Here is a 25,253-nt window from a genome sequence, read left to right as displayed (position 1 = left end):
AGACGCTCGGCGTCATGCTCGCCGGCCTGATCCTCGGGCGCAGGCGCGGCGCGGCTGCCGTGCTTCTCATGTTCGTTCTGGTCGCCATCGGCCTGCCTGTGCTTTCCGGCGGACGCGGCGGACTGGGCGCCTTCGTCGGCCCCACGGCCGGCTTCCTCATTGGCTGGCTGCCGGGCGCCTATATCGCCGGCGGCCTTGCGGAAATGCATGCCGATGCAAAGAGCGCGCTGCGCCAGACCTTCGGCTTCTTCATCGCCGCAGCCATGGGCGGCATCGTGGTGGTCTATTTCTTCGGCATCGCCTGGCTTGCCTTCGGCGTCGGGCTCGGCATCTCCAAGGCCGTGGCGGGAACGGTCGCCTTCGTGCCCGGAGACCTGGTCAAGGCCGCCCTTGCCGCCCTTGCCGCCCGCGCCGTGATGGTGGGCTATCCGCTGCTGCCAAAACGCTCGGCCTGAGCCTCTCAGTCGAGGAAGGAATAGAGCCAGTCCCGCGTTTCCTCAGGCAGGGGCGCGGGCTCGCCGCTGTCGCGATGGACGGCGCTCCACAGGAGCTCGACCTCGGCGGCGATCTCGTTGCCGGCCTGCACGGCGACATTGAAGCCGATCGACTTGCCGCCGATCTTTGCCGCCCTGACGGTCAGTTCCGCGAGTTCGCCGTTGCGCAGCCCCCGGTAATAGGTGCAGCCGACCTTGCGCACCACATAGGCCGGCTCGTTTGCGACTTCGGGCCGAAACCGCCAGAAATGCGCAAGCGCCTCTTCCGCATGCTCGATATAGGCGGCCGTGTGCATGCGCCCGTGCATATCGATATCCCGGTAGGGAACGCGCAGTTCAATTCGCTCCGGATGCCTGTCGTCCATCGGACACACCTTCCCGGCCGCCTGCCTTTCTTGAGCGCGCGGCCCGTTACGCAACACGTCTTTATTCTCATGCCTCCCGCGGCGCGGGCCGGCCCATCCGTTCTATAGAACCTTTCCACGTCAAATGAAACGACGCGGTCTCCGAATGGTTAGCGGCCGGAAGGCAGGATCATCAAAACGTGCTCCGGCTTGCAATCACACCGCCGTGCATTACCTTGCCTGAACGGCCCCGCCGGGTTAAGTGCGGGATGTGATCGCAAAATCAAGAGGCAGGACTATGACCGATCCGGAAAAGCCGACCGCCGTTTCCGAACTCACCTTCGAGCGCGCCGTGGACGAGCTTGAGCGGATCGTCGCGCGGCTTGAACGCGGCGACGTGGCGCTGGATGAATCGATCGCCATCTATGCCCGCGGCGAGGAACTGAAGAAACACTGTGACAAGCTGCTGAACGCGGCCGAAGCGCGGGTGGAGAAGATCCGGCTCGACCGCGAGGGCAAGCCCGCCGGAACCGAGCCTCTCGATGAGGCCTGAGGCCGACTGACAGCGCCCGGCGCTGAGAAAGGTGCCGCAATGTCGTTTTTCCCCGGTAAGGACCCCGAATTCGGCGACGCACAGTCGTGCAATGCCGTGTCGCAGCTCATCATTCCGCGCACCAGCGATATCGGCGGGTTCGAGGTGCGCCGCGCGCTGCCGACGATCAAGCGCAGGCTTGTCGGCCCGTTCATCTTCTTTGATCGCATGGGTCCGGCGCGCTTCGGCGGCAATGGCGAGGCGCTCGACGTCAAGCCGCATCCCCATATCGGGCTTTCGACCGTGACCTATCTCACCACGGGGGAAATCGGCCATCGCGACACGCTCGGCAACCATACCGTCATCCGGCCCGGCGACGTCAACCTGATGACGGCCGGGCGCGGCATCGTCCATTCGGAGCGCACGCCGGAGGATCTCCGGCTGCGCCCGCATGCGCTCTCCGGCGTCCAGACCTGGCTCGCCCTGCCGGAAAGCGACGAGGAGACCGACCCCACCTTCGGCCATACGGAGAAGAACGCGCTGCCGACGATCTCCGAGGCCGGCGTCAGCGGGCGCGTGGTGCTCGGTGATTTCTGCGGGTTGAAGGCGGACGTGCGGACCTTTACCGATACGCTGTTCGTCGACATTGCGCTCAGGCCGGGCGCGCGCTTCTCCTTCCCCGCCGAGCATGAGGAGCGCGCGATCTATGTGCTGGAGGGCGCGGTGGAGATCGCCGGCGACGTCTTCGGTCCGGAGCAACTGCTTGTGCTCGCGCCCCTCGACACGATCACGATTGCGGGTTCTGGGGAACACGGATGCCGTCTCATGCTTTTCGGAGGAGCGGCTTTGGAAAAACCGCGGCATATCTGGTGGAACTTCGTCTCCTCCTCGAAGGAGCGCATCGAGCAGGCAAAGGAAGACTGGCGGCAGGGCCGATTCGGCCTCGTCCCCGGCGATGAAACGGAATTTGTTCCTTTGCCCGGACGCTGAAATTCGCTAGAACCGATTTAGAAACAGAAAACGCGCGACCGTTTCGCGCACGAGGCTTCAAGACGTGACGCTACCGGCCAAAACCTCCATCCTCGACCGGATCAACCTGCCAGCAGACCTTCGCGACGTGGAAGACCGCGACCTGCCGCAGCTTGCGGGCGAAGTGCGCGCGGAGATGATCGACGCGGTTTCGCGCACCGGCGGACATCTGGGCGCGGGCCTGGGCGTGGTCGAACTGACGATCGCCATCCACAAGGTTTTCAACACGCCGCATGACCGGGTAATCTTCGATGTCGGCCACCAGTGCTATCCGCACAAGATCCTGACCGGTCGGCGCGACCGGATGCGGACGCTGCGGCAGGAGAACGGACTTTCCGGTTTCACCCGCCGCGCGGAGAGCGAATACGACCCCTTCGGCGCCGGTCATTCCTCGACCTCCATTTCCGCCGGCCTCGGCATGGCGGTCGCCTCGAAGCTTCAGGATAACCCGCGCAACGTCATTTCCGTCATCGGCGACGGCGCGATGTCGGCGGGCATGGCCTATGAGGCGCTGAACAATGCCGGCGCGCTCGGCGCGCGCCAGATCGTGATCCTCAACGATAACGACATGTCGATCGCCCGCCCGACAGGGGCAATGAGCGCCTATCTGGCGCGGCTCGCTTCCGGCAGGACCTATCTCGAGGTCCGCGACTTTTCCAAGCGGCTGACCTCCTATCTCGGCAAATCGATCGACCGGGCGATTTCCCGCGCCGTCGGCCACGCGCGCGGCTTCGTCACCGGCGGCACCATGTTCGAGGAGCTCGGCTTCTATCATATCGGCCCGATCGACGGCCATTCCTTCGAGCACCTGTTGCCGGTGCTGCGCAATGCGCGCGACAATGCGCGCGGGCCGGTGCTGATCCATGTGGTGACGCAGAAGGGCAAGGGCTATGCCCCGGCCGAGGCCGCCGCTGACAAGTGCCACGCCGTCAGCCGTTTCGACGTTGTCACCGGGACCCAGGCAAAGGCCAAGCCAAATGCGCCGAGCTACACCTCCGTCTTCTCCAGGGCGCTGATCGAGGAAGCCCGCCATGACGAGAATGTGGTGGCGATCACCGCCGCCATGCCGTCCGGCACCGGGCTCGACAAGTTCCAGGAGCTCTACCCGAGCCGGCTCTTCGATGTCGGCATTGCCGAACAGCACGCCGTCACCTTCGCGGCCGGCCTTGCAAGCGAGGGGATGAAACCCTTCTGCGCGCTTTACTCGACCTTCCTGCAGCGCGGTTATGACCAGGTCGTCCATGACGTCGCGATCCAGGGCCTGCCGGTGCGCTTTCCGATCGACCGGGCGGGCTTTGTCGGGGCGGATGGACCGACCCATGCAGGCTCGTTCGACACCACCTATCTCGCCACCCTGCCCGGCTTCGTGGTGATGGCGGCCGCCGACGAGGCGGAACTGATGCACATGGTTCGCACCGCCGCCGACTACAGCGACGGCCCGATCTCGTTCCGCTATCCGCGCGGCGAGGGCACGGGGATCGAGCTGCCCGAACGCGGTGAAATCCTTCAGATCGGCAAGGGCCGGATCATTTCCGATGGCTCGAAGGTGGCGCTGCTTTCCTTCGGCACGCGCCTTGGCGAATGTCGCGAGGCGGCCACCGTGCTGAACGCGGCAGGGCTTTCGACGACCGTTGCCGATGCGCGCTTTGCCAAGCCGCTCGACCGCGACCTGATCCGCCAGCTCGCCGCCCATCACGAGGTGCTGGTGACGATCGAGGAAGGGGCGGCCGGCGGCTTCGGCGCTCATGTCATCCAGTTTCTCGCCAATGAAGGCCTCATGGACAGCGGCCTGCGCGTGCGCCAGATGGTGCTGCCCGATATCTGGATGGAACAGGCCAAGCCCGAAGTGATGTATGCGAAGGCGGGCCTCGACCGCGACGGGATCGTCGATACGGTTTTCCGCGCGCTTGGCCGCTCCGGCATCTCGACCGGCACGACCGGGTAAACGGCAAGGCTTGCGCTTGCCGGCAAATGCGTCCATGGAGCGGGTATGACCGACACCGCCCAGCGCCTCGACCAGCTTCTGGTCAGCCTCAACCATTTCGAAACCCGTTCGCGGGCGCGCGACGCCGTTCTGCGCGGCGCCGTCACGGTCAATGGCCGTATCGCGAAAAAGCCGGGCGAGACCGTGCCCGCGGGAAGCGCCATCGCTGTCGATGATCCGGCGGGCGCCTATGTTTCTCGCGCGGCGCTGAAGCTGATTGCCGCGCTCGACCATTTCAATATTTCGCCCGAGGGCGCCGACGCGGTCGATATCGGCGCATCGACCGGCGGCTTTACCCAGGTGCTTCTGGAACGCGGCGCGGCCCATGTGACGGCCGTCGATGTCGGCCATGGCCAGATGGCGGGGCGGCTTGTCGGCAACCCGCGCGTGACCAATCTGGAGGGCGTGAATGCCCGCAACCTTGCGCGCGCTGACATCGGTGACCGGCCATTGGGATTCGTCGTCTCGGACGTCTCCTTCATCTCGCTGAAGCTGGCTTTGCCGCCGGCGCTCGCCCTTGCCGAACCCGGCGCCTTCTGCGTGCTTCTGGTCAAGCCGCAATTTGAGGCAGGCAGGGAGAATATTGGCAAGAAGGGCCTGTTGAAGGATCCCACGCTCGGGCCGAAGATCGCCCAAGAACTGGAAGCCTGGCTGGTTCGCGATCAGGGCTGGCAAAGCCTTGGCATCACTCCCTCCCCGATCGAGGGCGGCGACGGAAACCAGGAATATCTGCTTGCCGGACAAAAGTCCGGCGCAACCGAAAGGCTGGACCGTCATGGCCGCTGAAACCTTTGAGATCGAACGGCTCGGAAGCCAGGGCGACGGGATCGCCGCCCATGCGCAAGGCCCGGTTTTCATTCCCTTCACGCTGCCCGGCGAGACGGTGATGGTTGCGCGCGAGAAATCGAAAGCCATGATGCTGTCGCTGCTTGACGCCTCTCCCGACCGGATCGCCCCGGTCTGCCGCCATTTCGGGCCGGACGGCGAGAACGGCACCTGCGGCGGCTGCGCGCTGCAGCACCTCGAACGCTCCGCCTATGACGCCTTCAAGCGGCAGGTCGTGGTCGATGCACTCGCGGCCCACGGCATCGACTGCCCCGTCGCGCCGCTGGTGACGTCCGGGCCCGGAGAGCGGCGGCGCGCGAGCTTTGCCGGACGCCGCACGGAAAACGGCATTCTGCTCGGCTTTTCCAGCCCGGAAAGCCATCATATCGTCGCCATCGAGGAGTGTCCCGTGCTCTCGCCGACGCTTTTTGCGCGGCTCCCGGCGCTGAAGCTTCTGGCCGGCATTCTGGTCTCCACCAGCGACCCCTTCCGCATCGCCGTCATGGAGACCGAGACCGGTCTCGACATCAGCTTTGCCGGCATCAAGGCGCCGTCGGAGAAACGCCGGCAGGCAGCCACCCGCGCGGTCATGAGCGTCAGGGGCATCGCCCGGCTTGCCATCGGCGAAGAAATTATCGTCGAACCGGTGAAGCCGGAACTCACCCTTTCGGGCACGCGGGTGTTTCCGCCGCCGGCAAGCTTCGCCCAGGCGACGCTCGGCGCGGAAGAAGCGATGACGGACATAGTCGTCAGGCATCTGAAGGGCAGCAAGCGGGTTGCCGACCTCTTTTCGGGCTTCGGCACCTTCGCTCTCAGGCTGGCGGCGAAATCCCGCGTCCACGCCGTCGAGTTCGACGGGCCGGCGCTTGCGGCCCTCGACCAGGCCGTGCGCAACCGGCAAGGCCTGAAACAGGTGACGACGGAGCGGCGCGACCTCTTCCGCCGCCCGCTTCTGCCGCGCGAACTGGCACCCTTCGACGGCGTCGTGTTCGACCCGCCGCGCGCCGGCGCGAAAGAACAGGCCGAGGAACTGGCGCGCTCGGATGTCGCCCGGATCGTTGCCGTATCCTGCAATCCGCAGACCCTTGGCCGCGATCTCGCCATCCTGAGGGATGGCGGCTATAGCATCGACACTGTCGTCCCGGTCGACCAGTTCTTCTGGAGCGCCCATGTCGAGGCGGTGGCCTGCCTCAGGCGGAAATAGCATACTCTCCGGGAAACCTGCTTGAAGGTTGACGGGGTATACCTAAATGAGTATAAAAAGGGACGCACTTAAGCCATGTCGCTGGGTGGGAAGCGCCAAACCCTTCAAGGGCGTCGGATCCGGCGTTTTGGAGATCGTCGATGACCATGATGGCGACACCTATCGTTGCGTCTACCTTCTTCGTTTGAAGGAGGTCGTGTACGTGCTTCACGCTTTCCAGAAGAAATCGAAGACTGGCAAGAAAACGCCGCCCAAAGACATCGAAATGATCAAGTCTCGGATCAAGCTCGCCGAGGATGACTACAAGAAGAGACCAGCGACATGACGGAAGACATAACGGAAAGCTCGGGCAACATCTTCGCCGATCTTGGCCTCGCAGACGCAGAGGAACTGAGCCTGAAGGCTGCGCTCGCGATTCAGGTGGCATCCATCATCAAGCACCGTCACCTGACGCAGCGCGATGCCGGGGAGATACTGGGAATTCCTCAGTCCCATGTATCCAAAATCATGAACGGCAAGCTCGAGGGGATAACGTCAGACAGGATTCTCCGGATGCTCCTCAAGCTCGGCCGCGATATCGATATCGTGATCAAGAAGAAAAATCCGAAAGTCGATCAGGGTCGCTTGTCCATAGCGATGCCGAAAAAACGCGTCTCAGTTACAGCTTGATGTTGACTGTCACGTGTTGGGGATACGGGTTTCGGCAATAGAAAAGGCCACGCTCCTGGCGTGCGCGGCCTCTTCTCTTTTCATCGCACCCTAATCAGTAATACGGCGACAGGCACTGTTTGCGCGGCCCGTTATAGGGCTGGAAGGTGTTGTCCGACGGGCGGTAGGAGCGGTAGCGCGCCTCGCACCAGTCGTAGTGCTTCGGGTTTACCCCGTAGGTCTGCTGCGGCTGGCGGCTCTGGTTTGCCGCGACCGCGCCGCCGATGATCAGCGCGCCCGCGCCGAGAATGGCGAGCGGCACCCAGGCGTCGTCATCGTCGTCGTAGTAATATCCGGGCGGCGGCGGACGATAGCCCCGACCGCCGTTGTAGCCCCAGCCGCCTCCGTTGTAATAGCGCCTGTCATAACCGCGATTGCGGCCCCAGCCGCCGCGATTGTCATTGTAGCGATCGCCGCCGCGATACTGCACCGTCTGCACGGCATTATCCGCCGTCGGGACCGGCTTCATCACCGGCATCGCCTCCGCAGGCAGAACGCTCACCGCCATGAATGCGGAGGCAATGGCGGCCGCCGCCGTTTTCCTTGCCAATCTGATCATCTCATTCTCCTGTTTGCCGCGCCGAAGGGTCGGTCGCCGATATCCTTGGTTACAGGCAGAGACTAATCAAGCCCGCCTGAACCCGGGATTAACGTTTCAGAAAGGAGAAAGGGCGCGCGCCGCCGGTCAAAAGACGCCGCGCGCGTTCACAAATCGTGTTCTCGCGCCGTCTCAGTAATAGGGCGAGGTGCACTCTTTGCGCGGCCCGTTATAGGGCTGGTAGGTATTGTCCGAGGCGCGGTAGGACTTGTAGTGGTCCTCGCACCATTGATAGTGCTTCGGATTGATGCCGGCCTGAACGGGGGCGACATCGCCGGACGATGCGGCTGCCGCAACGCCGCCGCCAATCAGCGCGCCGGCGCCGAAGGTGATCGCCGGGCCCCAGTTGTTCCAGTAGGGGCCGCCATACCAGCCGGGGCCATAGGGACCGTAGGGACCGCCATAGACGGGGCCGAAATAGGGACCCGGATAGGGACCGACCGGCCTGTAGGGCGGCGGCGGATTGCCGTGCCAATGCGGCCCGTAGCGGCCGCCGCCATGCCAGCCGGGGCCGCCCGGATTTCCGTGCCAGTGCGGAGCGACAGGCCCGTGGAGCCCGCCATGCAGCGCCGGACCGGGCCCCATGGGCACGCCGTGATAGTGACCGAAACCGCCCCCATGGAAGCCGCCGCCATGAAAACCACCTGCGGGATGCGCCGCTGCCGGCGTGATCGCGGCTGCCGCCAGCATGCCCGCCGCCACGGCCGTGACGAATGCCTTCCTTACTGCCTTCAACATCGGCTTCCTCCTGAAGCAAACACCTGAAGCAAAGGCGGCGGACCGGACAGGGGTCGACCGCAATCTTCGGTCGTGCCGTTACGCCTTTCAACCTGAATGCAGCATTAACGGAGGGATTGTCCGGCCGGAGGGTTCAGGCTCCGTCCTCTTCCAGTCCGATCAGGACATTGGCGACATTGTCGCCGATCTCGTGCACGCCGTAGCCGCCTTCCATGACGGTGAGGACCGGAATGCCGAGCTCGGCGACCCTGGCGCCCATGGTGCGAAAATCAGGCGTCTTCAGGCGGAAGAAGGAGATCGGATCCTTTTCAAAGGTGTCGACGCCGAGCGACAGGACCAGGGCCTCCGCGCCGAAGGCCGAAATCCGTCTGAGCGCGGCCTCCAGCGCCTCGTTATAGGCCGGCCAGGCGGTGTTGCGCGGCATGGGAAAGTTGGCGTTGTAGCCCTCGCCCCTGCCCTTGCCGGTCTCCTCCCTGTGGCCCCAGAAATAGGGGAAGGCATCATCCGGCTCGCCGTGAAGCGACGCGAAGAAGATGTCGTCGCGCTCATAGGTGACGTCCTGCGTGCCGTTGCCGTGGTGGAAATCGACATCGAGGATGGCAACCTTCTTTGCCCCATTGTCGAGCATTCGCTGGGCGGCGATGGCGGCATTGTTGAGGAAGCAATAGCCGCCGTAGAGGTCGATGCCCGCATGATGGCCGGGCGGGCGGCAGAGCGCGAAGGCAAAGCGATGTCCCTCGCCGAGATAATCGGCCCCGGTCATGGCGCAGTCCTTCGCCGCGATCGCGGCCTCATAGGTGCCTTCGGTGATTGAGGTCTCAACCGAATTGGCGTAATAACCCAGGAGCCCGTCGATATTGTGCGGCGGCCGGGCGTGGTAGGAACGGCGCACGGGAAGCGAGATCGGGATCGCCTCGGTGGTGAAGCCGGCCGACAGCCAGCGCTCCCAGACGGTTTCAAGGAACTCCAGATAGCCGGCATCGTGCAGTTTGAGGGGCACGGAAAGATCGTGGCGCGCCGGCGCGACCTCGTCGTCAAACCCCTTTTCCTTCAGCGCGGCCCGGATCCACTCCACCCGGAACGGCCCCTCAAACGGCTTCACCAGTTCTCCGCCATGCAGCTCGGTCTTGGCGTCACGCAGCTTGTGATCCTCGGAATAGATGACACGCATTTTCGGGGCCCCTTGACGAGAAAGATTTCCCCTCTGTCGGTAGCCCCATTCCGGCGCAAAATCCACAGCAGACGCCAAGTTCGTTGAGACAATTGTGACAACGCCATCATGGCGACGGATCAGAGAGACGCTTGTAGAAAAAGGTCGTGTCGCAATAGCCGCCTTCGGGATAAAGCGCATAGTCCGGCACCACGCCGACGCGGTTCCAGCCGAGGCGCGGATAGATCGCCTCCGCCGCGCTGCCGGTGGCGGTGTCGAGCACCAGAAGCCAGCGGTCCCGCTTGCGGCATTCGGCCTCCAGCGCCTCCATCAGACGGCGGGAAATTCCCCGCCCCCTGAAGGCGCGCAGCACGATGAGCTTCATCACATCGCCGCGATGAAGCTGGTTCGGCTTTTGCGCCAGCCCCGCCTGCACCGTGCCGACGAGCACACCGTCTTCCTCGGCAATGGCGAGAATGACCGATCCGGCCGCAACGCCGGCGGCCACCTGCCGCCAGAAGGCCGTAACCGCCTCCGCGTCATAGGGCGCCATGAAACCCATGGAGGCATTGTCCTCGATACCGTCGGCCAGCAACGCGCAAAGTCCGGGAATGGCTGCTTCCGCCTCCACACCGTCCAAAAGTCTGATGTCCATGACTGCTCCTGACTATGGCGCGCGCTCGATGATCACCGAATAGGTGACATCGGTCGCGCCGGGATTTGAGAAAACATGCGGGTCCGCCACCGGCATGAACAGGCAGTCGCCCTTGGAAAGCTGATGGTTCTCCTCGCCGAACTCGACATCGAGCACGCCATCCAGCACCCAGACGTGCTGGCGCAGCTCCGCCGCACCGTGCTTGGGCGGATAGGCGATGCGGCCGCCGGCGGGAAAGCGGATGAGCACGATATCGACCGCCGAACCGGTGCCCGACGGCGAAACGGAACGGCGCGTGTAGCCGGTTTCCGGATCGCGCCAGACCGGCTGGTCGACCCGGCGCGACAGCGGATCGACAGGCCTGTCCGCATCGGAAAAGAAGGCCGAGAGCGACGTGCCGAGCGCGGCGCAGATCTTCGCCAGCACCAGCGCGGACGGCGAGGCCTCCGCCCGCTCTATGCGCGAGATCATCGCCCGGCTGACCTCGGAGAGTTCGGCAAGCCGGTCGAGCGTCAGCCCCTTTTCGGCACGCAGCCTCTTGAGGTTGAGCGCAATGGTTCGGTCGAAAGTTGAGTCGATGATATCCATGATGCGATCATGGATTTCCACTATAAGAGAGTCAAGCGGATATTTCCTGGAACCGCCCGGCTGTCAGGCTGCAGGCCTAATCAGCCTCTCGCCAGGCCGTATCCCCGCAAGGACCGGTGGTTTCCAGCACGGCAGAAAGATCGTTTCGCAACACAGCGCCATCGACGAAGGCCTTGCGCTCGGAGCTGAGCTGTTCTTCCAGCCCAGGGCTGTTGACGGCGAAGATGCTGTCCTGGGTATCGAACAATCCAAGATCGTTTGCAAAGGAGGAACCGTCCAGTGCACGTCTGAGGAAGTAGAGGATATCGGGGTTCAGCCGGACCACACTGTTGCCGTCCATCAGCAAATAATAGCCTTGCGCCACCGCAAAGCCCTTGTCGGCCACCCCCTCAAGGTAGCGGATTTTATCGACAACGAACAGGTCTTCCTCCGTCGTCGGTTCTCCGGAAAAACGGCCGCAATAGGAGACCGTGATGCGTGACGGATCGCGCTTGTAGAGCGTTTCGATGGCATAGGCGTAAGCGCCGGTCATGCAGCCACCGAGAGAATTCTCTTCGTCCGCCAGTATATAGTCCCGCCAGGTCTGATAGGCCTGCTCCGGCTCAGCAGTCTCCGCATAATCGGGAAAGTACTTCAGGTAGATTTCGTAGCTGCGATGCACCTTGCCGCCGCACTCCGGCAGCATTCCGTCCCGTTTCCAGTCGCCATCGATATAGAGCAATTCCTCGAACGAGATTTCTGTGCTTGGCTGAGGATGTTCCTGAAACGACCAATCCCCTGCAAAGCTCGTTTGTGGACCGGACAAAGACATCAGCATGAACGCGGCCGAAGCGAAGACCAGCCTGGCAAAAGATATCCCCGCTTTTCCTCGCATTGCCGTCTCGCCTTGAAATTGCAGGTGTAAGCAACATAGCGAGAAAGGCCACCAGATGGCAAACGACAATTACTCTGAATGCAGCCGCTTGCGCCGTATTGAAAAAGCTCTGCTGGCCCGGAGCGACGAACTGGCGGCAGAGAGCCGCAAACATGATGCACAGATTTTGGACCTTGAAAACAAGATCAAGCAATACCGCCTCAAACTGCTTGATATCATCAGCGATCTCGGCATTTCCGCCCATGATATCATCGGCATTGCCGCCGAGACCATCGTCAAGCGCCTCGGTGGAGTCGTCACGGTTGTCTATGTCGCAATGAAGCTTAGGGATGCACGAGACCTTCAGAAACAAATCGAAAGTGCGGAGGGGATGATCGAAGAGATCAAGCGATGGAAGATCGATATTGCCTATCGCATCAAGGATCTGCATTCGGAGCGCGAAAGCTATATCAAAGATCAAGAAGCGCTCGGCTGCTGACCACGCTGCTCTCCCCGCAATTTCGCTTCCAAGAAACCGCGCGCGCTGCTATATGCGCGCGCATGAGCACAAATGAAGACCGCATTCCACTGGACCATATCCGCAACTTTTCCATCGTGGCCCATATCGACCACGGGAAATCGACGCTGGCCGACCGCCTGATACAGACATGCGGCGGGCTGGCGGAGCGTGAGATGTCCGCCCAGGTTCTCGACAACATGGATATCGAGCGCGAGCGCGGCATCACCATCAAGGCCCAGACCGTGCGCCTGCACTACAAGGCGAAGAACGGCGAGACCTATGTGCTGAACCTGATCGACACGCCCGGCCATGTCGACTTCGCCTATGAGGTTTCGCGCTCGCTTTCGGCCTGCGAGGGGTCGCTGCTGGTGGTCGATGCATCGCAAGGCGTGGAGGCCCAGACGCTCGCCAATGTCTATCAGGCGATCGACAATGATCATGAGCTGGTGACCGTGCTGAACAAGGCGGACCTGCCGGCCGCCGACCCCGAGCGGGTCAAGGAGCAGATCGAGGATGTGATCGGCATCGATGCCTCCGACGCGCTGCTGATCTCCGCCAAGACCGGGATGGGCGTGCCGGACGTGCTGGAAGCCATCGTCCACAAGCTGCCCCCGCCGAAGACCGAAAAGGGCGCCGATGCGCCGCTGAAGGCGCTGCTGGTCGACAGCTGGTACGACACCTATTTGGGCGTCATGGTTCTCGTCCGCGTCATCGATGGCGTGCTGAAAAAGGGCCAGACCATCCGCATGATGGGCACGGACGCCAAATATCCGATCGACCGCGTCGGCGTGCTGACCCCGAAAATGCTGGTTGTCGACGAGCTCGGCCCCGGCGAGATCGGCGTCATCACCGCCTCGATCAAGGAAGTGGCCGATACCCGTGTCGGCGACACGATCACCGAGGACAAGCGCCCGACGGAAAAGATGCTGCCGGGCTTCAAGCCGGCCCAGCCGGTGGTGTTCTGCGGTCTGTTCCCGGTCGATGCAAACGACTTCGAAGACCTGCGCGCCGCCGTCGGCAAGCTCAGGCTCAACGATGCGTCCTTCTCCTACGAAATGGAGAGTTCGGCTGCGCTCGGCTTCGGCTTCCGCTGCGGTTTCCTCGGCCTTCTCCATCTGGAAATCATCCAGGAGCGGCTGGAGCGCGAATTCGACCTCGACCTGATCGCAACCGCCCCCTCCGTTGTCTACGAACTGACAATGACGGACGGGCGCGAGATCGAGTTGCACAATCCGGCCGACATGCCGGAAGTGGTCAAGATCGCCGAGATCCGCGAGCCGTGGATCAAGGCCTCGATCCTGACGCCGGACGATCATCTGGGCGCGATCCTGAAACTTTGCCAGGACCGCCGCGGCATCCAGACCAACCTGACCTATGTCGGCAACCGGGCGATGCTCTCCTACGACCTGCCGCTCAACGAGGTCGTGTTCGATTTCTACGACCGGCTGAAGTCGATTTCCAAGGGCTACGCCTCGTTCGACTATCACCTCGACGACTATCGCGCCGGCAATCTGGTGAAGATGTCGATCCTCGTCAACGGCGAGCCGGTCGACGCTCTGTCCATGCTGGTGCACAGGACGGCGGCCGAAAAGCGCGGGCGCGACATGTGCGAGAAGCTGAAGGAGCTGATCCCGAAGCACATGTTCAAGATCCCGATCCAGGCCGCCATCGGCGGCAATGTGATCGCGCGCGAGACGATCTCGGCGCTCCGGAAGGACGTGACGGCAAAATGCTATGGCGGCGACGCCACCCGCAAGCGCAAGCTTCTGGAAAAGCAGAAGGCCGGCAAGAAGCGCATGCGCCAGTTCGGCAAGGTGGAGATCCCGCAGGAAGCCTTCATCGCCGCGCTGAAGATGAGCGACGAGTAACAAGCCAAAGCTTGCCGTCAATAAAAAGCCGCCGCATCTGATCGATGCAACGGCTTTTTTTCGTATGAATCGCAGACTGTTTTACCGCATCGCCGTCAAATCCAGAAGAACCGTCACCGTCTCGCCGACCGTATCGGCGTTCACGGCGGGACCGAGATCGTATTCCTTGCGGTCAAGCGTCGCCATGCCGACGACATGGGCCGTATCGCCGTCGATATCGAGCGTGAAGTTGAGCTCGATAGGCAGGGTGACCGCCTTGATCGTCAGAAGGCCGTCGGCCTTGTAGCTGCCGTCATCGAGAGCCAGGACATTGTCCGTGGTGAAATCGGCTGATCCGAATTCATCGACGGCGAACCAGTCGGATGTTTCCAGCATGCCGTCATACTGGCCGTTGCCGGTTACAGCACTTCCGGTGTCGATCTCGACGGTGATGAGCGCGTCTTCCGGTGCTTGCACGTCGAAGTCGATCGATGCCGCCCAGCTTTCGAATGTGCCGGAAAGAGTCTTGCCCCCTTGGGGCACCTCGAAACCGAGCGAGCTGTTGTCCTGATCGACGTTCCAGGTTTCGGCAAGCGCCGGCGAGGCGAAAGCTGTTGCGAGCGCCAGAGCGGCGGTGAAAGCTTTGAATTTCATATCGTTCTCCTGTGTCCGGGTCACGCCGCGCGCGAGGGGCGCACCATGCGCCTCAGCGTCTCGTCGCGGGCAATGAAATGGTGCTTGAAGGCTGCGGCCACATGGCCGGCGACAAGCAGGATGAGGAAATAGGCGCCGTATTCATGCACGGCGGCGGCAAGCGCCTCCGTGGCAGCCTTGTCCCCCGGCACCGGCAGATGCGGCACCTCGAAAAGATTGAAGACGATCGTCGGGATGCCCCAGGGAGACGCCGAGACCACCAGCCAGCCGGAAAGCGGCAGCAGGAACATCATCGCGTAAAGCCCGGCATGCCCCAGATGCGCGACACCCTTCTCCCAGACAGGCATGTCCGCCGGCAGTTTCGGCGAAGGGTTGACGGCCCGCCACAGCAGCCGAAGCATGGCGAACGTCAGCACGACGAAGCCGATCGACTTGTGCAACTGGAACAGCGCGAAGGCATTCGGGTCCGACTGTGGCAGCCGCACCATATAGAGGCCAAGGCCGAGCATGCCGAGAATGAGCAGCGCCATGACCCAGTGAAACAGGATGGCGACGGCGCCGTAACCATGTCTGGTGTTCTTGATCATTGAAACATCTCCGGGCGCGTGCGGAACCGGCCTGCCGGCCCCGCCCCGCGCGGCTTGCCGTCAGCCGTTACTCGGCAATCAGCGCTTCGCCGGAAAAGACGACGGACACTTCATCGCCGATGTAGGGCGTGTACATGTCCATGCCGTAATCGGAGCGCAGCACGGTCGTCTCCACCAGGAAGCCGGCAGCCTGCTTCTCGGCCATCGGGTGCTCGCCGAAGGACAGGATTTCGACAGCCAGAACAGCAGGAACAGTGGTGTCCTTGATCGTCAGGTCGCCGGTGACTTCAAGCTCGGTATCGGAGATTTTCTTCGCCTCGGTGCTGACGAAGGTGATGTCCGGATAATTGGCGACGTCGAAGAAATCGGCGCTCTTGAAGTGTTCGTCGCGCGCATCCCAGAACGTGTCGAGGCTGTCGGCGGCGATCACGAACTCAACCGAAGAGTTTTCCGGCGCCTCGGCGTCAATCGTCAGCGTGGCATCCCACTCGCCGAAACGGCCGTCGGTGATCGAGTAGCCGAGGTGGTTGTAGCTGAATGACAGGTTGCTGTGCGACTTGTCGAACTCATAGGAGACCGGGGCGGCAAGAACCGGAGCGGACATCAAGGACAGAACGACAGCCGTGGTAGCAAAACGGAACATGAATAACCTTTCGCTGATGCGGTTTGGACAGGACCGGAATGGTCGCGTGCACCACCACAGCTAGCGGAATTTGCGTGCTCGACAATTTCGCAAATGCTGAACGAACTGTTCAATGAACCAAATGACTGATTTTACAGAGTTTCCACGCGATGAAGAAAATGTGAGCCACGCGTTATCCTTTGCGGCGCAGCATAGGCCGGCGAAAGCCGTTCCAGACAGAAAGCTCCGGCCTCAGCCCTTTTCGGATTTCAGTTCCCGGAAACGGGCCTCGTATTCCTTGCGCAGCTGATGGCGCATCTGGGCCTCCTCGAAGCGGCGTTCCTTGTCGGGCGTATCGAGATCGAGCTTCGGCACCGGCGTCGGCTTGCCGCGCTCGTCCACGGCGACCATGGTGAAATAACAGGAATTGGTGTGGCGGCGATGGCCGGTGCGCACATCCTCCGCCTCCACCCGGATGCCGATCTCCATCGATGTCCGTCCGGTATAGTTGACGGAGGCGCGCAGCGTGACGAGTTCGCCGACATTGATCGGCTCGCGAAAGGTCACCTGGTCGACGGACAGCGTGACGGCGTAATCCTGGGAAAAGCGCGCGGCGCAGGAATAGGCCACGCGGTCGAGCAGGCTCAACAGAGCCCCGCCGTGCACCTTGCCGGAGAAATTCGCCATATCCGGCGTCATCAATACAACCATTTCAAGCTGGCTCGGGTCGTGTGCGCGATCCATGCGTTATTCATCCCTCTCGTTTCGCGGCAGGCAGCCATCCCGCCCCGTCTCCTGCAGACTGCGCCAAGTCTTGCCCGAATGACGCCCGCGATCAACAGCAAAGAGCGCCCGCTTGGTGATCTCCGGCCATTCCCCGTGGTTGACCTTCGCCACACGAGCGGCCAAAGTCGCCGGCAAGCGTCATCACGGAGTTACCTGCAGACAGAAGAAGGCATGATGTCAAAGGACACCCACGCGGAAGAGCACCTTCAGGCGGGCGCCTGGCCTTTCGTCACGCTGCGTCACGAAACGCGCGACGGCCGTCGGTTGCTCTGGCGCGCCCGCGATCACCGCAAGGGACTGTTCCGCCACAGGCGCGCGCTGGAACACGTTCGCGCGCCAGCCTGGCAGACCGCCCGCTACAACTGGATCATGGGACTGGTCTTCGTCATCGGCGCCTCACTGTTCATGGCGGGAAGCGCGATGGCGCTCTATCCGAAGCTCGTCTCCGGTCTGCCGGGGTGGACGACCAACGTCACCTTCTTCCTCGGCTCGATTCCGTTCACGACGGCGGCCTATCTGCAGCTTTTCCAGGCCGCCAATGCCGACCAGACGGCGGCAAGCTCCGGAACCAGACCACGGCTGTTCGGCTGGAGCCCGGACAGCCCCGGCTGGCTCAGCGCCGCGACGCAATTCGTCGGCACGGTTGCGTTCAACTTCAACACCTTCGATGCCATCAACGCGCCGAAGGGTTGGGTCGCGCAGGATCTTGCTATCTGGACGCCGGGCATGATCGGCTCCGTGCTGTTCCTGGTCTCGGCCTATCTCGCCTATATCGAGGTCGGACACGCCCATTTCTCAAAGCCCCGCCGCGAACTCGGCTGGTGGATCGCCGCGATCAACCTTGTCGGCTGCATCGCCTTCATGATCGCCTCGACGCTCGCCTATGTGCCCCGCCATGGCGTTTCGGCCGGGTTGATGGATGTCTCCAACGCCAATCTCTGGTTCGGCGCCTTCTGCTTCGCGCTTGCCGCAGCGCTCAGCATGCGCGAGGCCCGGCACGCGGGAGACGGGGTCTGAGCCTGTGCCTCTATTGATGCACGACGACGATGCCAAGCATCATGGTGGTGATGGTGAAATAGAGAAGTAGCCCCGTCAGGTCGACGATGGTGGTCAGCGCCGGGCCCGAGACGACGGCCGGATCCTGCTTCACGGCAACGGCGCCGAGCGGCAGCAGCGCGCCGATCAGCGTGGCGGAGACCACCTGGGCGGCAAGGGCGACGGCAATGGCGAGACCGATCGCTTCAAGCGTCATCCCTTCCGGAACATCGGCGGCGTTGGAGATCAGCACCACCTTGAGGAAGGCGAAGGCAAACAGCATCGCGGCCATCAGCAACGAAACGCGCATTTCCCGCCACATGATCGTCGCCGCCTCTGCCCAGCGGATGCCGCCGGTTGTCAGAACGCGGGTGACGAGGCTGGCCGACTGGGTGCCGACATTGCCGCCGGTATCGGCCACCATGGGCATGTAGAGCGCGAGGATCACCAGCGCATCGAGAGCGCTCTCGTAGATATGGACGACATAGCCGGCGGCGAGACCCGCAATCGCCAGACCCAGCACCCAGGGAAAGCGGCGACGGAAGTCCGACCAGACCGAACGCTCGAAATAGTCGTCGTTGACCGTGCCCGAAAGGCCGACGAAGACCTCGGCGTCCTCCTGCAGCGTATCGACCATGAAGCGGCTCGCCCGCGCGCCGTCTATGATGCCGACAAGCCGGTTCCTCCGATCGACGACAGGCATGAAGTCGATATCGCCCTCGACCATCTCATGCGCAACGGATTCGGCCGAACGATCGGCACGGGCCACAGCCATGTCCGTGCGGGCAAACATGCCGACCGGATCGTCAAGCTTGTGGCGGAGGCAGTCATGCAGGTAGACGACGCCGGCGAGAAGCCCCTCCGCATCGCGGATACAGGCCATGGTGACGGACCTGCCGCCGCTTTTGGTGAAAAGCTTCACCGCCTCGCCCGCACTCGTCTCGGGCTTCAGCGTCAACGGCGATTGGTCGATTATCCGTGCAAGCGGCGTCAGGGGCGCGCTCAGCGCGAAATCACCGGCAGTGGCATCCGTCACGATAAAGTTCCTTTCGTTTTCCCCTTACTATACAAGGCATTATAAAGGCTTGATGACGTTGCGGAAGCAATGTGTGAATGGACCTTGATCGAGGGTAGACTCCAATTCGCTTGTCTGCATACTGGCCTTGCGTGAAGGGGGATGCAACACGACGGGCCTTGCAAGCCCAAGGCTCCGATGCACCTGCTTTTCCGTTGATGTTGACCCCTTGCGATCCGGTTGGTTACCCATGGATGACATGTCCCAGCTTCCCGATCAACCCGGCGACCGGCGGGCCGAGGCCCGCTTCATCGTCCTGGCTGCGGCTGCGGGCATCCTGACCGGCACGGCCGGTTCGTTCTTCCACCTGATCATCGACAGGCTGCTCATCTGGCCGACCGTGCTGTCGCGCCATCTCGACGGCGCGTTCCTGGTCGGCGCTGCCGCGCTCGTCACCATGTGCCTCACGGTCGCTTCGGTCTATGTCGTTCGCCGCTATGCGCCGGAGGCCGGCGGCAGCGGCGTCCAGGAAATCGAGGGCGCGATGAGCAATCTGCGCACCGTGCACTGGCGCAAGGTCCTGCCCGTCAAATATCTCACCGGCATCGCGGCCCTTTCCTCGGGGCTGGTGCTCGGCCGCGAAGGTCCGACCATTCACATCGGCGCATCGATTTCGGCGGCGATCACCGACTTCTTCAAGGTCTCCGACGTGGAGCGGCGCGGGCTCCTCGGCGCGGGTGCTGCAGCCGGCCTTGCCTGCGCCTTCAATGCCCCGCTTGCCGCCGTGCTGTTCATCGTCGAGGAAACGCACAGCCAGTTTCCCTATACGTTCCGCACCTATATGGGCGTGATCGCCGCCGCCTTCTTCGCCACCGTCATGACGGAAGTCATCGGCGGCACGGCGCCCGATTTTTCCATGTCCGTGCCCGCTCCGGCACTGGCGCTGCTGCCGGCCTTTGTCATCCTCGGCTGCGTGCTCGGCGCCGTCGGCGTCAGCCTAAACGCCGCAATCATGGGCGTGAGCAACTTCGTCATGGCCATGCACAGGCGCGTGCCATACCTGATGCCGGGGCTGATCGGCCTTGCCGTCGGCGCGCTGTTCATCCTGTTTCCGCGCGCCGTCACCGGCGGCGAGAACGTGATCGTGATGATGGCGCGCGACAACCTGGCGCTCGGCGCGCTGCTGGGGCTTGCGGTGCTGCGTTATGTCAGCATGGTTGCCAGCTATTCCGCCGGCACGCCGGGCGGCATCTTCGCGCCGATGCTGGCGCTTGCCATCTGCATCGGGCTTGCCTTCGGCACAGCGCTTGCGGGGCTCCTGCCCGAAGGCGCCGCCGTGCCGCTTGCCTTCGGCATTGCCGCCATGGGCGGGCTGTTCTCGGCATCGGTGCGCGCGCCGATCGTCGGCGTGGCGCTGACGCTGGAGCTCACCGGCGCCTACACGATGACGCTGCCGCTGATCGCCACCTGCCTGACGGCGAATCTCGTGGCGCAGTGGATCGGCGGTCATCCGATCTATGAACAGCTTCTGGAACGAACCCTGGCCCAGGCAGGCGTCCACCCCGAGCGCATGCCGAAGAAACGCTCCGGCTCCGGCATAGCCTGAGGTTCAGGCATCATAGGCCACGCGAAAACCGACATTGCTGGCCGCGCTGTCGGGCGTGAGCGCCATGCGGGCTGCGATCCGGTAGCGATAGCAATAGGAGATGTGGCAAAGGAAGGAACCGCCCTTCAGGAGCCTCTCGCCGGCGGCCGCCGCATCGGCATTTCGTTTCTTGGCGTGGCGCGAGAGCGAGCGGATGCGGAAGGGATCCGCCGTCCATTCCCACACATTGCCGGCCATGTTGTAGAACCCGCCCTCGTTCGGTGCAAAGGACCGCGCAGGCGCTGTGGCCATATAGCCGTCAGCCATGGTGTTGGTATGGGGAAAGGTTCCCTGCCATATGTTGCAGAAAACGGTCTCGTCGTCCGGCTCCTCGTCGCCCCAGGTGAACTTGCGGCCGCGCACGCCGCCATGGGCGGCGCGTTCCCACTCGGCCTCGCTCGGCAGCCTGCCGCCGACCCATTCGGCAAAGGCCAGGGCATCGGCATGCGAGACCTGGGTTACGGGATGATCGAGCCTGTCTTCGACCGAGCTTCCCGGCCCTTCCGGCTGACGCCAGCTGGCCCCGTCGACGCGCACCCACCACGGCGTTGACGGCGCATTGCCCGTAACTTCGGTCTCGGCGGGCAGGAGCCCGGCGAAAACGGCCGACCAGCCGAAACGCTCCGCCTCGCTGACATAGCCTGTCGCGGCGACGAAATCGGCAAAGCGGCCGATCGTCACCGTCTGGGCTTCCAGCAGATAGTCGTTGAGCTTCACGCTGCGCGCCGGTCCCTCTCCATCAAGCGGGATGACCGGATTGTCCATGCCCACATGGCTGCGTCCGCCGGGAATGAAGATCGCATTGGAGCGCTCGCCGGCAACGGAAGGCGCGGCGGCGGGCGCGGCGGCGGGCGCCGGCTCTCCTGCATTGCGCGAGACGGCACAGCAGCCCTTGACGGCGTCATCCATCGTTCTTCTCCCTCACTAAAGCGGATCATGCCCGTTCCGGTTGCTCTCAAGCGACTTCTAGAGCTTTTTCGGTTGATTGGAAACCGTTTCCGCAACGGGAGGACGGGCGAAGAAGCCTGCATGGCCCGAAGGGCGATCACCCCGGTCCATTTTCTCAATCGCTTGTATCCATCTGATTTTCAGGACGTTTTTGGGGGAAGTTTAAATGGTCGGGGTGGCGGGATTCGAACCCACGACCCCTTGACCCCCAGTCAAGTGCGCTACCGGGCTGCGCTACACCCCGACCAGCCATAACGGCCCGTCCCCATTAGACTTTCGGGTTTCTGCGCGCAAGAGGGAAATTGGCTTTCTTGAACAAAAACGGAAAATTTGCCTCGAAAGGTCAGCCGTGGGACCAAAAGTCCCACGAAAGTCCCACGAGATGTTCTGCTAATGTTCATAGATAAAACAAGCCTTGAAAGCGCCCCATGACAACGCGCCACAGCACCACTCAGTTTCTATGGCAATCGCGCAGGCCGTCTGGTATTCCAATGTGGGGTGCGGGAGATGTTTTTGTCGCATCTGTCTACCTGCCAGAAGATGCGACGACTATGAAAAACGTAGCCAGAATATGCCTGATTTTCCTATCTCTCTTCATGTTGGGGCTCACTCCTATCAAAGCTCAGAACTTTGAGACGACGCTCAAGTTTTGCCGAATCTCTCAGCTGATTGCCCCCATCTTCCTTCGTGGTGCCCAGATAGATGGGGCGTCACTATGCGAAGTCAGTGGCGAGAGCTTCTGCAGTGACGTCAAAACACTCGGCGAAGGCGTCTGCCGAGCTAGCGGCGAAAGCTTCTGCAATGGCGTCACAACGCTCGGTGAAGGCGTCTGCCGAGCTGGCGGCGAAAGCTTCTGCAATGGCGTCACAACACTAGGTGAAGGCGTCTGCCGAGCTAGCGGCGAAAGCTTCTGCAGCGGAGTGACATCCTACGCTGAGGGCGTTTGCCGAGCTGGGGGCGCGAGTTTCTGCAGCGGAGTAAGTTCGTTGGGAGAAGCCCTATGCAGAGCAGGTGGCGGGAGTCTCTGCTCATCTATCGGAAACGATGAGCTTGGCGAGGGGTTCTGTAAAGCTATGGGCGGCGGCAGCAATTGCCATGGTCTGAGTATTTCTCAAGCAATCTGCGGGTTTACCCAGAACTGCGAAAGCTATGATGCGATGGGAATCGTAGTCGCAATGGCTAAAACATGCGGCGCCGACGTTCTGTATTTTGGGATACCTTGAGACATACAACCCCGCGTATCGCGACAACGGCCGCGCCTTGTGAATGTCGCGATATTCGAAGTCCTGCGTCCGAGCTCGCCACGCGCAGGTAACACCGCAGCTATTTTCGGTAGGAGACGAAAATGAACCAAATCGCCAATATCAAAACGGCGATAGAGAACGACGCTTCGATATACTCAGACGTCGACATCGGCTTTCCGCTCACCACCGGCAACGATCGCGAAAATCCTCGAAGCTACTCGCATTCTTCACCGTCGCACTGAAAGACTTTGGCGGCAGCCTTGGCGTCCCTCGGGTCGAACGCTCGCTCAATCGTGCAATCTCGGCTGACGTGGCAGTTCGAGTTTCCCTGCATCAGGGAAATAGCCTCGTTTAGCTCCAGTTCTCGCTGATCAACCGGGTCGGTCTTCGACCAGGCGTCAAAAAGCCGGTTTTGCTGCTGGCTAATTTGAAGGCCGTAGCGATCACGCATGTAAAAATAGACGCGGGCTATGTCCCCTTGACGGTCTTCTGGCGGCTCAGCACGCCGGGTCGCGAAATCCACTTCAAAATTGCAGGCCCCATAGGCGCGCGGCTCCCCGGAAACAATTCCAAATCGATAGTTCGAACGGTCACCGTTGAGCTCGCCTACAGAGGGCTTCAGATTGTGCATGTCGGAAGTCATCTGAACGAAGTAAGGGTCGTTAGAGCTACAGTGATCTCGCCCACCTACTTGCCAGCATTGGCGCTGATGACCGATTTCCCAAGCGGACACGACATGCTCCCACTCGACACGCTTACCGCGTTCGGGTTGTTTTCGAGCGATATATCCGCACTTGGCAGCATCAACATCGCTGGCGACGAATGAGCAGCCACAGTAGAAGGTCTCAGCCTCGATTTTTGTAGAATAAAAATTGCTCAAAAGAGTCTTGGCCCGCGAGAATGATCCAGGGTGCTCCCCCGCACTGGATGTGCTGCTGGCTAAGGCTACTATCAGGACTGAAGCTATTGTGTATCCTGCGCCCGTCACCTGTCCCATTAATAGCTTCCTCCTCCCGCAGCGGCCAAACCTCCCCGGTGTGTTCCCGCATCGCATTGGTATGCTGGTGCACCTCCCGACAGCCCTGCTCGATCGCCTCGGTCTGGTCACGCACGGCCTCAGCGAGCTTGGCCACGGCAGCGTTATCAACCATCGCGCCGGCAACCTCGACGTCGGCGGATCGCTTACGGCCGCCGCGAAACCTCTTTTCATCAGAATCTCATCGGCCCTTCATCAGGGTTTTGAACAAGCCAGATTGTATGCCCGCGATGGTAGCACAGCTTGTCACCATCTGATCCAGTGGCGCAAACCATCCAAGAATCCGGTGTGGGCTTCTCGAATGGCGCGTTGATAACCTGCCTCTGCAGTTGCGAAATAACGTCCTGAGCGGAGTACTCACAGCTTCTCAAAAAAGCACATTCGAAGACGATCACTCCATCGCTTCGTATCTCCACCATACGTAAACGGTCGCGCAGCCGTTTAAATTCGTGATCGTAGCAAGCTGGCGCTCCAGTTCCGGCGTCGCGGCATGTTGCCTCCCATTCAGTGTATAGCCGTTTCAAAGCAGCTATATTTGCGCCCTCGACCCCTTGGGCGAAGCACTGAATATTCGGACGTTTGAGCTCCGTATCCAGCTCTGTTGGTGGAACCCACCAAGAGTCCCAACCGGGTTCTCGTAGACAGATCAACCCCTCCCTTTCGAGGGCCGCTACCTGCTCGGTCTCGCTCATTGACCAATTGATGTTGCGAATCGAAATTGGCTGTGCGAGCGCGAAACCCGCCATCATGAGAAGCATGGCTGCTGCGATCGGAAACGAATTTATCAGGCGGAACATCTGTAACCTATCAAACTGGTAAGGGGCTATCGCGACGATAAATTATCATAAATCTCACAAGCAACGTGTTTCGCAACATGGAAAACGGTAGCCGGCAGAGAGAAAAGCCGCCCCTATTTTCAGAGACGGCAAATGTTACCGACCAATAGCTTTGATCGCGGCAGTGATCCAGTCCGAGACGGCCAGCGTCACCCCGCCGCCAAACATGGCGGCGCCGAGCATCCATCCGCGCCCCATTTGCTTGATACGCTTATATTCGTCCACCATGACTTCAGCTTTCTCGAGGCGAGTTTTCATAGCCTCCTGCTGGTCCAGTAGGCGCTCATTTTGCCGCTCGACGACCTCTACTCGCTCATATAGCCGCCGACGCTTCTCTTCATTTCGCGCTTCAGCCTCGAGCAAGAGATTGAGGCCGCTTTTGATCTCGCCAACGGACTGGTAAAGGTCGTGCGTCATGCCCTGCCCTCGTTACTTGATGATTGCGCGAAGCCCGGCAATGCCCGAGCCGACATAAAAGACCCACTGGATCATGTTCCCCGCCCAGGCATCGAGCGGGGCGGGAAAGGCGGCAATCGTCCAGGGCTGCGCATAGATGCAGTCCGGGCACCAAAGCATGTTGTAGAGGCAGATCGCCGCCCACCAGACGGCAAGCGGCACGAGGAAGAAACCGGCAAACAGCCAGAACCACGGCACGGCGAACTTCGCCTTGTTGAGCGCCGCCATTTCCCGCGTTTCGGCAACCACCTGCCGCAGATATTCCGCTGTCAGTTCGGCCTCGATCTTTTTGCTGTCGTTTTGAAGCCCTGCCTGCTGTT

At 61.9% G+C, this 25,253-nt stretch carries 30 protein-coding genes and 1 tRNA gene; 12 read left to right on the top strand and 19 right to left on the bottom strand.

What is annotated here, in order from left to right:
* Positions 1-455 (top strand): biotin transporter BioY (locus AC5DC2_RS03755; protein WP_491697517.1); only part of this gene is annotated, 455 nt, incomplete at its 5' end.
* Between the two features lie 5 nt (positions 456-460).
* Here the strand turns inward: AC5DC2_RS03755 and AC5DC2_RS03750 are convergent.
* Positions 461-859 (bottom strand): acyl-CoA thioesterase, encoded by a 399-nt coding sequence (locus tag AC5DC2_RS03750; RefSeq protein ID WP_061449629.1) that lies wholly within the window; start codon positions 857-859, stop codon positions 461-463.
* Positions 860-1,136: 277 nt separating this feature from the next.
* On the opposite strand from AC5DC2_RS03750, the gene AC5DC2_RS03745 reads away from it, so the two are divergent.
* The 7 genes from AC5DC2_RS03745 to AC5DC2_RS03715 all read left to right on the top strand — a co-directional run bounded on the left by AC5DC2_RS03745 (position 1,137) and on the right by AC5DC2_RS03715 (position 7,081).
* Positions 1,137-1,391, top strand: coding sequence for an exodeoxyribonuclease VII small subunit (locus tag AC5DC2_RS03745; RefSeq protein ID WP_061449628.1), 255 nt, complete (start codon positions 1,137-1,139; stop codon positions 1,389-1,391).
* Between the two features lie 39 nt (positions 1,392-1,430).
* A complete protein-coding gene (locus tag AC5DC2_RS03740; RefSeq protein ID WP_061449627.1) occupies positions 1,431-2,360 on the top strand; it encodes a pirin family protein in 930 nt (309 codons plus the stop codon).
* A gap of 64 nt (positions 2,361-2,424) precedes the next feature.
* Positions 2,425-4,344, top strand: a complete 1,920-nt coding sequence (gene dxs, locus AC5DC2_RS03735) for a 1-deoxy-D-xylulose-5-phosphate synthase (protein WP_491697516.1) — start codon at positions 2,425-2,427, stop codon at positions 4,342-4,344.
* A 45-nt stretch (positions 4,345-4,389) separates the two neighbouring features.
* Positions 4,390-5,169, top strand: coding sequence for a TlyA family RNA methyltransferase (locus AC5DC2_RS03730; RefSeq protein WP_061449625.1), 780 nt, complete (start codon positions 4,390-4,392; stop codon positions 5,167-5,169).
* Entirely contained in the window at positions 5,159-6,412 is a 1,254-nt protein-coding gene (locus AC5DC2_RS03725) for a class I SAM-dependent RNA methyltransferase (protein WP_491697515.1), read from the top strand. Before AC5DC2_RS03730 ends, AC5DC2_RS03725 begins: the two co-directional genes overlap by 11 nt.
* Positions 6,413-6,458: 46 nt before the next feature.
* Positions 6,459-6,737 carry a type II toxin-antitoxin system RelE/ParE family toxin gene (locus AC5DC2_RS03720; protein WP_491697514.1) on the top strand — a complete coding sequence of 93 codons (279 nt, stop codon included), beginning with the start codon at positions 6,459-6,461 and terminating at the stop codon, positions 6,735-6,737.
* Positions 6,734-7,081 carry a helix-turn-helix domain-containing protein gene (locus AC5DC2_RS03715; RefSeq protein ID WP_491697513.1) on the top strand — a complete coding sequence of 116 codons (348 nt, stop codon included), beginning with the start codon at positions 6,734-6,736 and terminating at the stop codon, positions 7,079-7,081. The genes AC5DC2_RS03720 and AC5DC2_RS03715 overlap by 4 nt, the downstream gene beginning before the upstream one ends.
* A gap of 94 nt (positions 7,082-7,175) precedes the next feature.
* On the opposite strand, the gene AC5DC2_RS03710 is transcribed toward AC5DC2_RS03715, so the two are convergent.
* From AC5DC2_RS03710 to AC5DC2_RS03685, 6 genes are all read right to left on the bottom strand, one after another.
* Positions 7,176-7,679: a BA14K family protein gene (locus AC5DC2_RS03710; protein ID WP_491697512.1), complete on the bottom strand. Its 504-nt coding sequence runs from the start codon at positions 7,677-7,679 to the stop codon at positions 7,176-7,178.
* A 171-nt stretch (positions 7,680-7,850) separates the two neighbouring features.
* Complete coding sequence (locus tag AC5DC2_RS03705) at positions 7,851-8,456, bottom strand: BA14K family protein (RefSeq protein WP_491697511.1); 606 nt, start codon at positions 8,454-8,456, stop codon at positions 7,851-7,853.
* A 133-nt stretch (positions 8,457-8,589) separates the two neighbouring features.
* Complete coding sequence (locus AC5DC2_RS03700; RefSeq protein WP_491697510.1) at positions 8,590-9,627, bottom strand: histone deacetylase family protein; 1,038 nt, start codon at positions 9,625-9,627, stop codon at positions 8,590-8,592.
* A 106-nt stretch (positions 9,628-9,733) separates the two neighbouring features.
* Positions 9,734-10,261, bottom strand: coding sequence for a GNAT family N-acetyltransferase (locus AC5DC2_RS03695; RefSeq protein ID WP_491697509.1), 528 nt, complete (start codon positions 10,259-10,261; stop codon positions 9,734-9,736).
* Positions 10,262-10,273: 12 nt separating this feature from the next.
* Entirely contained in the window at positions 10,274-10,849 is a 576-nt protein-coding gene (locus AC5DC2_RS03690; protein ID WP_491697508.1) for a helix-turn-helix domain-containing protein, read from the bottom strand.
* 76 nt (positions 10,850-10,925) lie between these two features.
* A complete protein-coding gene (locus tag AC5DC2_RS03685; RefSeq protein WP_491697507.1) occupies positions 10,926-11,723 on the bottom strand; it encodes a hypothetical protein in 798 nt (265 codons plus the stop codon).
* 55 nt (positions 11,724-11,778) lie between these two features.
* On the opposite strand from AC5DC2_RS03685, the gene AC5DC2_RS03680 reads away from it, so the two are divergent.
* Both AC5DC2_RS03680 and lepA read left to right on the top strand, forming a co-directional pair.
* Positions 11,779-12,201, top strand: a complete 423-nt coding sequence (locus AC5DC2_RS03680) for a hypothetical protein (protein ID WP_491697506.1) — start codon at positions 11,779-11,781, stop codon at positions 12,199-12,201.
* 62 nt (positions 12,202-12,263) lie between these two features.
* The gene (gene lepA / locus AC5DC2_RS03675; RefSeq protein WP_491697505.1) at positions 12,264-14,090 is read left to right on the top strand and encodes a translation elongation factor 4; all 1,827 of its coding nucleotides are present in this window, start codon (positions 12,264-12,266) and stop codon (positions 14,088-14,090) included.
* An 81-nt stretch (positions 14,091-14,171) separates the two neighbouring features.
* Here lepA and AC5DC2_RS03670 read toward each other — a convergent pair whose 3' ends face one another.
* The 4 genes from AC5DC2_RS03670 to AC5DC2_RS03655 all read right to left on the bottom strand — a co-directional run bounded on the left by AC5DC2_RS03670 (position 14,172) and on the right by AC5DC2_RS03655 (position 16,676).
* Positions 14,172-14,723, bottom strand: coding sequence for a YceI family protein (locus tag AC5DC2_RS03670; protein WP_491697504.1), 552 nt, complete (start codon positions 14,721-14,723; stop codon positions 14,172-14,174).
* A gap of 20 nt (positions 14,724-14,743) precedes the next feature.
* Positions 14,744-15,310 (bottom strand): cytochrome b, encoded by a 567-nt coding sequence (locus AC5DC2_RS03665; protein WP_024709624.1) that lies wholly within the window; start codon positions 15,308-15,310, stop codon positions 14,744-14,746.
* A gap of 67 nt (positions 15,311-15,377) precedes the next feature.
* The gene (locus AC5DC2_RS03660) at positions 15,378-15,953 is read right to left on the bottom strand and encodes a YceI family protein (protein WP_491697503.1); all 576 of its coding nucleotides are present in this window, start codon (positions 15,951-15,953) and stop codon (positions 15,378-15,380) included.
* A gap of 231 nt (positions 15,954-16,184) precedes the next feature.
* On the bottom strand, positions 16,185-16,676 hold the full coding sequence (locus tag AC5DC2_RS03655; RefSeq protein WP_024709622.1) for an acyl-CoA thioesterase: 492 nt from the start codon (positions 16,674-16,676) through the stop codon (positions 16,185-16,187).
* A 213-nt stretch (positions 16,677-16,889) separates the two neighbouring features.
* Between AC5DC2_RS03655 and AC5DC2_RS03650 the strand changes: the two genes are divergently transcribed.
* Positions 16,890-17,735 carry a hypothetical protein gene (locus AC5DC2_RS03650; protein ID WP_491697502.1) on the top strand — a complete coding sequence of 282 codons (846 nt, stop codon included), beginning with the start codon at positions 16,890-16,892 and terminating at the stop codon, positions 17,733-17,735.
* A 10-nt stretch (positions 17,736-17,745) separates the two neighbouring features.
* On the opposite strand, the gene AC5DC2_RS03645 is transcribed toward AC5DC2_RS03650, so the two are convergent.
* Positions 17,746-18,789 carry a magnesium transporter gene (locus AC5DC2_RS03645; RefSeq protein WP_491697501.1) on the bottom strand — a complete coding sequence of 348 codons (1,044 nt, stop codon included), beginning with the start codon at positions 18,787-18,789 and terminating at the stop codon, positions 17,746-17,748.
* Positions 18,790-19,027: 238 nt separating this feature from the next.
* Here AC5DC2_RS03645 and clcA point away from each other — a divergent pair, with 238 nt between their 5' ends.
* Positions 19,028-20,374, top strand: coding sequence for a H(+)/Cl(-) exchange transporter ClcA (gene clcA, locus AC5DC2_RS03640; protein WP_491697518.1), 1,347 nt, complete (start codon positions 19,028-19,030; stop codon positions 20,372-20,374).
* A 3-nt stretch (positions 20,375-20,377) separates the two neighbouring features.
* On the opposite strand, the gene AC5DC2_RS03635 is transcribed toward clcA, so the two are convergent.
* The 7 genes from AC5DC2_RS03635 to AC5DC2_RS03605 form a co-directional block, all read right to left on the bottom strand.
* Positions 20,378-21,322, bottom strand: a complete 945-nt coding sequence (locus AC5DC2_RS03635) for a formylglycine-generating enzyme family protein (protein WP_491697500.1) — start codon at positions 21,320-21,322, stop codon at positions 20,378-20,380.
* Between the two features lie 206 nt (positions 21,323-21,528).
* A tRNA-Pro gene (locus AC5DC2_RS03630) sits at positions 21,529-21,605 on the bottom strand.
* Between the two features lie 1,214 nt (positions 21,606-22,819).
* The gene (locus tag AC5DC2_RS03625; protein WP_491697499.1) at positions 22,820-23,485 is read right to left on the bottom strand and encodes an endonuclease; all 666 of its coding nucleotides are present in this window, start codon (positions 23,483-23,485) and stop codon (positions 22,820-22,822) included.
* On the bottom strand, positions 23,451-23,756 hold the full coding sequence (locus AC5DC2_RS03620) for a hypothetical protein (RefSeq protein ID WP_491697498.1): 306 nt from the start codon (positions 23,754-23,756) through the stop codon (positions 23,451-23,453). The genes AC5DC2_RS03625 and AC5DC2_RS03620 overlap by 35 nt, the downstream gene beginning before the upstream one ends.
* 58 nt (positions 23,757-23,814) lie before the next feature.
* The gene (locus AC5DC2_RS03615; protein ID WP_491697497.1) at positions 23,815-24,438 is read right to left on the bottom strand and encodes a hypothetical protein; all 624 of its coding nucleotides are present in this window, start codon (positions 24,436-24,438) and stop codon (positions 23,815-23,817) included.
* A gap of 135 nt (positions 24,439-24,573) precedes the next feature.
* Complete coding sequence (locus tag AC5DC2_RS03610; RefSeq protein ID WP_491697496.1) at positions 24,574-24,894, bottom strand: hypothetical protein; 321 nt, start codon at positions 24,892-24,894, stop codon at positions 24,574-24,576.
* Between the two features lie 12 nt (positions 24,895-24,906).
* The coding region (locus tag AC5DC2_RS03605) for a hypothetical protein (RefSeq protein ID WP_491697495.1) at positions 24,907-25,253 on the bottom strand (347 nt) is incomplete at its 5' end.

The organism is Martelella sp. (assembly GCF_984369615.1).
The sequence above is the reverse complement of the archived record's forward strand: the minus strand, read 5'-3'. Positions and strand labels throughout refer to the sequence as shown.

Bases quoted from the DNA above. Each gene is read 5' to 3' on its own strand.
- AC5DC2_RS03745 (WP_061449628.1), top strand. From the start codon at position 1,137: ATGACCGATCCGGAAAAGCCGACCGCCGTTTCCGAACTCACCTTCGAG.
- AC5DC2_RS03665 (WP_024709624.1), bottom strand. From the start codon at position 15,310: ATGATCAAGAACACCAGACATGGTTACGGCGCCGTCGCCATCCTGTTT.
- AC5DC2_RS03720 (WP_491697514.1), top strand. From the start codon at position 6,459: ATGAGTATAAAAAGGGACGCACTTAAGCCATGTCGCTGGGTGGGAAGC.
- AC5DC2_RS03680 (WP_491697506.1), top strand. From the start codon at position 11,779: ATGGCAAACGACAATTACTCTGAATGCAGCCGCTTGCGCCGTATTGAA.
- lepA (WP_491697505.1), top strand. From the start codon at position 12,264: ATGAGCACAAATGAAGACCGCATTCCACTGGACCATATCCGCAACTTT.
- AC5DC2_RS03610 (WP_491697496.1), bottom strand. From the start codon at position 24,894: ATGACGCACGACCTTTACCAGTCCGTTGGCGAGATCAAAAGCGGCCTC.
- AC5DC2_RS03715 (WP_491697513.1), top strand. From the start codon at position 6,734: ATGACGGAAGACATAACGGAAAGCTCGGGCAACATCTTCGCCGATCTT.
- AC5DC2_RS03670 (WP_491697504.1), bottom strand. From the start codon at position 14,723: ATGAAATTCAAAGCTTTCACCGCCGCTCTGGCGCTCGCAACAGCTTTC.
- AC5DC2_RS03705 (WP_491697511.1), bottom strand. From the start codon at position 8,456: ATGTTGAAGGCAGTAAGGAAGGCATTCGTCACGGCCGTGGCGGCGGGC.
- clcA (WP_491697518.1), top strand. From the start codon at position 19,028: ATGTCCCAGCTTCCCGATCAACCCGGCGACCGGCGGGCCGAGGCCCGC.
- AC5DC2_RS03615 (WP_491697497.1), bottom strand. From the start codon at position 24,438: ATGTTCCGCCTGATAAATTCGTTTCCGATCGCAGCAGCCATGCTTCTC.
- AC5DC2_RS03730 (WP_061449625.1), top strand. From the start codon at position 4,390: ATGACCGACACCGCCCAGCGCCTCGACCAGCTTCTGGTCAGCCTCAAC.
- AC5DC2_RS03725 (WP_491697515.1), top strand. From the start codon at position 5,159: ATGGCCGCTGAAACCTTTGAGATCGAACGGCTCGGAAGCCAGGGCGAC.
- AC5DC2_RS03700 (WP_491697510.1), bottom strand. From the start codon at position 9,627: ATGCGTGTCATCTATTCCGAGGATCACAAGCTGCGTGACGCCAAGACC.
- AC5DC2_RS03690 (WP_491697508.1), bottom strand. From the start codon at position 10,849: ATGGATATCATCGACTCAACTTTCGACCGAACCATTGCGCTCAACCTC.
- AC5DC2_RS03685 (WP_491697507.1), bottom strand. From the start codon at position 11,723: ATGCGAGGAAAAGCGGGGATATCTTTTGCCAGGCTGGTCTTCGCTTCG.
- AC5DC2_RS03750 (WP_061449629.1), bottom strand. From the start codon at position 859: ATGGACGACAGGCATCCGGAGCGAATTGAACTGCGCGTTCCCTACCGG.
- AC5DC2_RS03695 (WP_491697509.1), bottom strand. From the start codon at position 10,261: ATGGACATCAGACTTTTGGACGGTGTGGAGGCGGAAGCAGCCATTCCC.
- AC5DC2_RS03710 (WP_491697512.1), bottom strand. From the start codon at position 7,679: ATGATCAGATTGGCAAGGAAAACGGCGGCGGCCGCCATTGCCTCCGCA.
- AC5DC2_RS03650 (WP_491697502.1), top strand. From the start codon at position 16,890: ATGATGTCAAAGGACACCCACGCGGAAGAGCACCTTCAGGCGGGCGCC.
- AC5DC2_RS03660 (WP_491697503.1), bottom strand. From the start codon at position 15,953: ATGTTCCGTTTTGCTACCACGGCTGTCGTTCTGTCCTTGATGTCCGCT.
- AC5DC2_RS03635 (WP_491697500.1), bottom strand. From the start codon at position 21,322: ATGGATGACGCCGTCAAGGGCTGCTGTGCCGTCTCGCGCAATGCAGGA.
- AC5DC2_RS03620 (WP_491697498.1), bottom strand. From the start codon at position 23,756: ATGGTTGATAACGCTGCCGTGGCCAAGCTCGCTGAGGCCGTGCGTGAC.
- AC5DC2_RS03655 (WP_024709622.1), bottom strand. From the start codon at position 16,676: ATGGATCGCGCACACGACCCGAGCCAGCTTGAAATGGTTGTATTGATG.
- AC5DC2_RS03740 (WP_061449627.1), top strand. From the start codon at position 1,431: ATGTCGTTTTTCCCCGGTAAGGACCCCGAATTCGGCGACGCACAGTCG.